The 3,508-nt window shown below is 42.4% G+C and carries 2 protein-coding genes and 2 pseudogenes; all 4 read left to right on the top strand.

Annotated features, from left to right (window positions below; all coding sequences use genetic code 11):
* Positions 1–129 precede the first annotated feature (129 nt).
* Positions 130–610, top strand: a pseudogene (locus ACUVJL_RS16325) (transposase); the annotation flags it as partial.
* 209 nt (positions 611–819) lie between these two features.
* Positions 820–1,614, top strand: a pseudogene (locus tag ACUVJL_RS16320) (reverse transcriptase domain-containing protein); the annotation flags it as partial.
* A 6-nt stretch (positions 1,615–1,620) separates the two neighbouring features.
* A complete protein-coding gene (locus ACUVJL_RS16315) occupies positions 1,621–2,256 on the top strand; it encodes a group II intron maturase-specific domain-containing protein (protein WP_445246809.1) in 636 nt (211 codons plus the stop codon).
* 542 nt (positions 2,257–2,798) lie between these two features.
* Positions 2,799–3,152 carry a reverse transcriptase N-terminal domain-containing protein gene (locus ACUVJL_RS16310; RefSeq protein ID WP_445246808.1) on the top strand — a complete coding sequence of 118 codons (354 nt, stop codon included), beginning with the start codon at positions 2,799–2,801 and terminating at the stop codon, positions 3,150–3,152.
* Positions 3,153–3,508: the final 356 nt, after the last annotated feature.

Here is a 3,508-nt window from a genome sequence, read left to right as displayed (position 1 = left end):
AAACTCTTCTAACTCAGCCAGCTTTTCTTTTAGTTCCTGGTTTTCATCACTTGACATCTCTTTACCTCTAAGAATGTGACTTTTACTTTCAGTCTATCACCCTTGCTTAAATTGTACAACTCATTTAGACGTGCTATAGATGATGGTTCATATTTGAGTTGGATTTATCCATCAGGTAAATTAAGAAAAAAAGGATTTAAGCCCATACAGGTAAGAGTAATTGAGTACACAATTGAGAATTACGACCGCCCAGAAGCACAAATTAGATATCGTTTAATTACCAGCTTGTTGAACGCGGAAAAATTTTCAGCGCACTTACTGGCCTGTGAATATCATCAACGTTGGGAAGTCGAAAATAGGATTGATGAAATCAAAGTACATTTATTAGGACGAAAAACTCATATTCGTTCTCAAAGACCAAAGGAGGTGGTACAAGAAATTTATGGTTTACTAATAGGACATTGGGCGGTACGGTCATTAATTTTTCTCTTCAGTAAGCAGCGCAGGGGTTTCACCATTGCGTCTTTCTTTTACGGGAACATTACGAGTTATTCGTCGTGCTCTCCCAAAATTTCAGCGGTTACAACCACAGGAACTTCCCTTTTTTTGAGTTGGTTAATGTGGGAGATTCTCGATCAAACTATACCGGAAAGAGTTCAGAGAAACAACCCAAGAGTTGTCAAAAAGCCTGTTTCAAAATTTCGATCTAAACAAGTTAAACACAGAGGTACGGGAATCATAATGAATCCTCCTGTATTTATTGTTTTAAGCACTGCATAGCCCTTAACTGAACCGTATTGAGACAAGCCCAAAGCAAAGTCCCTTCAAAAGCTAATTCTGAAATCCACGGCTGCAAGAATGTTGGCAATACGTCAAGTAACTCAATTAAATGCTGGCAAAAAGACTGCGGGAATCGATAAAAAAGCCTCACTCACATTTGAGGAAAGGTTGGCTCTGAGTGAAGAAATCAGAGCCAAAAGTAACAACTGGAAACACCAGAAATTACGTTCAATACCAATCCCCAAAAAGCATGGGAGTACCCGCCTCCTTAAGATACCTACTATGGCAGACAGAGCGTGGCAATGCCTCGCAAAGTACGCGCTAGAGCCAGCGCACGAAGCAACTTTCCACGCCCGGAGTTATGGGTTCAGAACAGGAAGGTCGGCGCACGACGCGCAGAAAGTTTTGTTCCATAATCTACGCTCCATAAGCAACGGAATAGAGAAACGAGTTATAGAACTCGACATCGAAAAATGCTTCGACAGGATAAGCCACACCAGAATCATGGAACGACTCATCGCCCCAAAGGGCATTAAGACCGGAATATTCCGTTGTCTAAAAACAGGAGTCAACCCAGAATTTCCAGAACAAGGAACCCCGCAAGGGGGTGTGGTAAGTCCATTACTAGCCAATATCGTGCTCAACGGAATTGAGGAAATACACCAATCGGTTCGCTACGCGGACGATATGATAATCATCCTCAAGCCTAAAGATGATGCAACAGGAATACTTGATCGAGTCAGCGAATTTCTGGCAGAACGTGGGATGAAAGTGAGCGAAAAGAAAACAAAGCTAACGGCTACGACAGATGGATTTGACTTCCTTGGTTGGCATTTCAAAGTGCAAAATAACGGAAAATTTAGATGCGTCCCATCAGCGGACAATTTTAAAGCGTTCCGTCAGAAGGTAAAACACATCGTCAACAACTCGAATTATGGTGCTACGGTCAAGGCCCAGAAATTAGCCCCTGTAGTCAGAGGTTGGAGAAACTACCATCGCTATTGCAAAATGGACGGGTCGCGCAACTCGCTATACCACATCGAAACAAGAGCCTTTAGGGTATTTAACAAGGAATCGAAACAAACTCGCTACACCCGCAAGAAACTGCTGGATAAAGCGTTTCCGACGGTTCCTTACTCCGAAAGCAAATTTGTCAATGTCAAAGGGAATAAATCACCTTACGACGGAGATATCACCTACTGGAGCGAACGTAACAGCAAGCTCTATGATGGCGAAACCTCTCAAGCTCTAAAACGGCAAAGCCATAAATGTGGGAAATGTGGTTTAAAAATGCTAGGCGATGAAAAGGTACATCTACATCATGTAGACGGAAACCATAGTAACTCGAAAACAAAAAACCTCTTAGCGGTTCACGAAAGCTGCCATGATTATCTCCACATGAGCAAAGGCGCAAGCCAAGAACATCGGGAGCCGAATGCGGGGAAACCAGCACGTTCGGTTCGTGCGGTTCGTTGATTGAAACCAAAGTCTCATAAAACTTAGGAGGAAAATCGTCTCTACACCGCCTTGAGTGCAAACTCAGAAATATAGTAGAGATAACTTTAGTTTAGTGTGAGTGCGTCAAACTCAAATTTGACAAGTCTTACCCGCTAGGAATGGCGTGATGCCAAAACTGCCCACATGGATAGAGAACAAACTCTAAAAATGAAGCTGGGGACAGAACGAGAATAACAAATCTGAGATGGTAGCAACTCGTATAGGTAAGTAGTCAAGGTTAAACATTAGTTGAACTCTCGGAAAAAGCGTCTGAACGTGAACGACCGAAATCAAGGTCGAACAACGACACAACATAACACTTCAAGTGTGAAAATACCCGCATTATTTTGAACTGGATAAATGCAATTCTGGGAAATCGTGGGCGAAATGAGAGAACCTAAAACTACAAAACAACTAAACCGAGGAACGAATAAAACGGCTCTTTCAACCTTCAACTTGAGGAGATTAATTTCTCAAATTGTGGAGTCCTTAAATAAGGGTTAGCGGGTAGAGCTGGTAAGATGTACTCAAAAATTCAAGAAATCAGGACTCTTGGACAACTGGGTACGGTTTACATAGAAAATGTTCATTCAGGCGTAGAGAATGTTATGGCAACGGAGTTAAATCCAGTTGATAAATGGAAATCAATTCCTTGGCGCAAGCTGCGGAAAATTGTGTTTCGCCTACAAGTGAGAATATTCAAGGCTCAAAAGAACGGTAACGTGCTCCTAGTGCGTAAGCTTCAAAAACTTTTATTAAGCTCCAGAGCAGCGAAATTGCTTGCAATTGGGCAAGTGACACAGTTAAACCCACATTCCGCACCCTCAACTGTCACAATCGGAAATTACGGAGATCAAAAAGCAAAGCTTGCATAAAAAGAGACATCTTCCCCTGGCGGGGTGACAACCCCGCCAAAACCCGGAGCGGGTGAGGGGTTGACCGACTTGTGGTAAAAAAAGATAGGTCAGAAGAAGGTTCCCAACGACCTATCAAAAAATATGCTACCCCTATTTTATCAGACGCATCTCCAACAACACTTAACTCGTGCTCAGTTTTTAGTATTAGGCATCTTGCTCGCTAGAAGTGCAATCGGGTGCATCTCACTTTTGCAAATATATGAAAAAGGGCTACAATGAAAAAGCTAGTAAAACTGTCAAAAAAGATGAGATCAAAAAAATGACACCCTCAGACCAACAGCGCCTAAAAGCACACTTAAAAGGGGTAGCAGAAA

It is taken from the genome of Microcoleus sp. OTE_8_concoct_300, assembly GCF_031383065.1.
Classification (GTDB): domain Bacteria; phylum Cyanobacteriota; class Cyanobacteriia; order Cyanobacteriales; family Microcoleaceae; genus Microcoleus.
Note: the sequence above shows the minus strand (reverse complement) of the source record. Positions and strands in the feature narration are given on the sequence as shown.

Excerpts from the sequence above, each read along its gene's own strand:
- ACUVJL_RS16310 (WP_445246808.1), top strand. The coding sequence starts at position 2,799 with ATGTACTCAAAAATTCAAGAAATCAGGACTCTTGGACAACTGGGTACG.